Genomic DNA, 2,438 nt, shown 5'->3' on the forward strand with positions numbered 1-2,438 from the left:
AATCCTTGCTAAAAAACGGTTTGAAAAAGAATTTATAAAACAAAAGCTTTCCCAGGAAGGAGGGGATCTGACATCTGTGGCCAAAAAGATTGGGACTAGTGTAAAACATATAAAAAAAAGTATTTTATAAACTTTATGAGGATCATTAGCGGCAGCTGTAGAGGCAGAAAACTTATTAAACTTCAGAATCATAAAATCCGCCCTACATCCGATCGTACCAGAGAGGCTATTTTTAGCATCCTAGGACAAAAGGTCAGGAAGGCAAGAGTTCTTGATCTTTTTGCCGGAACCGGGGCTTTGGGCATAGAAGCGCTAAGCCGGGGAGCCCGCCATACCACATTTATTGATCTTGCCTGCCATATCATCCATCAGAACCTTGAACTTTGCCGATTTCAAGAAAATGCCACTGTCATCTCTTGTGATATTGTGAGAGAGCCCATACCCGAAAGCCTCAATGGACAACGGTTTGATCTTATATTCATTGATCCGCCGTATAAAAAAGGGTATATTGAACACACCCTTCAAAAAGAATCATTTACTGATCTGCTGGATGAGAATAGTATCATCATTGCCGAACAATTCTGTACAGAAAACCTTCAACTTGAACTTTCAACCCTTGACATTTACAAACAAAAAAAATATTCAAAAACAATCATTTCCTTTATTAACAAAATTTAAAAGGATGGCTCATCAATGACAGATAAAAAAAAGACAGCAATCTACCCCGGCTCTTTTGATCCCTTAACAAACGGACATATTGATATTATTGAACGGGCCCTGGATATTTTTGATGAAGTTATTATTGCAGTATTGCATAATCCTTCAAAAAAAGCATTATTTGCAATGGATGAAAGAGTGAAAATGATCCGGCAGAGCTTTAACGGCACAAACTCAGTTAAGGTGGATTCTTTTGGCGGACTTCTTGTGGATTATGCAAAAATGAAAAATGCTGTAGCCATTATCAGAGGGATGAGAGCCCTCTCTGATTTTGAAAGTGAATTCCAGATGGCATTGATGAACAGAAAACTGAACAAGGAAGTACAATCTGTATTTTTAATGACCGGATTCAGATGGATTTTCACCAGTTCGTCCATTATTAAGGAAGCCGCACAGTTTGGCGGAGATATCAGAGATATGGTCCCGGAAGCAGTCCATATAAAAATGATGGAAAAATACCCCCCAATAAAAGAATCAGAGGAATAAAAATGGATCTGTGGCAGCTTCATATATTTGTAGCTGTTGTTGAAAATAAAAGCTTTTCAAAGGCATCTGAAGCTATTAACCTTTCCCAGCCCACGGTGAGCAATCATATCAAAGAGCTTGAAGACTATTTCCAATGCCGCCTTTTAGACCGGCTTGGAAAAAGTACAGAACCCACAAAAGCAGGTAAGATTCTATATCAATATTCAAAAGAGCTCTTAGCCCTTAGAGATCAGACGAAATCAGCCATGTACGATTTTCTGGGAAGAACAAAAGGGGATCTTTTTATCGGTGGCAGCACCATTCCTTCCGGATATATCATCCCCAGGCTCATCGGGCCTTTTTCAAAACAATTTCCTGATATTTGCCTTGAATTGACAGCAGGTGACACCCTGCAAATAGTCCAGGAAATCAAAAGGGGAAAAATAGAAATCGGCATTGTCGGTGCAAAAATTAATGACACTCAGATCAACCAGGAAAAACTGGTTGCAGATGAAATGAAACTGATTATTCCTTCAAACCACAAATGGGCAAAAAGAACATTTATTGACTGCTCAAAACTCTTTGAAGAAGCTTTTATTGCAAGAGAAAAAGGATCGGGAACATGGCAATCCATCCTTAAAAGTATGCAAACCGCTGGATTTAACTCAAAAAATTTAAAAACCTATGTTACCATGGGAAACACGGTCTCTGTCATTCAAGGCATCTTAAATCATGTCGGGATATCCATCCTTTCAACCATCGCAGTCCAGGATGATATCGACAAAGGACGCTTAAAAGCATTGTCTGTAAAAGACCTTGATCTTAACCGTTTTTTTTATCTTACCACATCAAAAAAAAGAACCTTGTCTCCCATCTGTAAAAAATTCATCGAATTTGCAAAATCTGCCCTCTAACCAGAATAGAGCGGCTGCAAGCAGGTTTAAGATTTTTCTAATATTCCGGCAGAGATAAAAGGCAATACTTTGCCCTTACGCTCACCGGACGTCCTGTCCGGTTCACTGGTGAAATCACTGCTCCCGTCATCCTGACTCCGCAGCGATTAGAACCCGGTCAAAGCATCACCTTCCATCCCTGCCCCTGTCGAAAATCATTTAAAATCAAATTGCTATATTATTATAGTTTTGATAACCTAAAATTGACCCATTAAAGCAAGAAATTATAACCCAAAATTGACCCACCTGTAATAGACTTCTGATAATACGGATTTCAAAAGGGTAAACCTACTATCAGAGGAG

At 39.0% G+C, this 2,438-nt stretch carries 3 protein-coding genes; all 3 read left to right on the forward strand.

What is annotated here, in order from left to right:
• Positions 1-135: 135 nt before the first annotated feature.
• Genes rsmD through HGJ91_RS03345 form a run of 3 tightly spaced genes read left to right on the forward strand, consistent with a single transcriptional unit; the run spans position 136 to position 2,096 of the window.
• Complete coding sequence (gene rsmD / locus HGJ91_RS03335; protein WP_291346279.1) at positions 136-678, forward strand: 16S rRNA (guanine(966)-N(2))-methyltransferase RsmD; 543 nt, start codon at positions 136-138, stop codon at positions 676-678.
• Between the two features lie 15 nt (positions 679-693).
• On the forward strand, positions 694-1,203 hold the full coding sequence (gene coaD / locus HGJ91_RS03340) for a pantetheine-phosphate adenylyltransferase (RefSeq protein WP_291346280.1): 510 nt from the start codon (positions 694-696) through the stop codon (positions 1,201-1,203).
• Between the two features lie 2 nt (positions 1,204-1,205).
• Positions 1,206-2,096: a selenium metabolism-associated LysR family transcriptional regulator gene (locus HGJ91_RS03345; protein ID WP_291346281.1), complete on the forward strand. Its 891-nt coding sequence runs from the start codon at positions 1,206-1,208 to the stop codon at positions 2,094-2,096.
• Positions 2,097-2,438: the final 342 nt, after the last annotated feature.

The organism is Desulfobacula sp. (assembly GCF_014237455.1).
Taxonomy (GTDB): domain Bacteria; phylum Desulfobacterota; class Desulfobacteria; order Desulfobacterales; family Desulfobacteraceae; genus Desulfobacula.

Coding starts and splice junctions, on each gene's coding strand:
- rsmD (WP_291346279.1), top strand. CDS start 136: ATGAGGATCATTAGCGGCAGCTGTAGAGGCAGAAAACTTATTAAACTT.
- coaD (WP_291346280.1), top strand. CDS start 694: ATGACAGATAAAAAAAAGACAGCAATCTACCCCGGCTCTTTTGATCCC.
- HGJ91_RS03345 (WP_291346281.1), top strand. CDS start 1,206: ATGGATCTGTGGCAGCTTCATATATTTGTAGCTGTTGTTGAAAATAAA.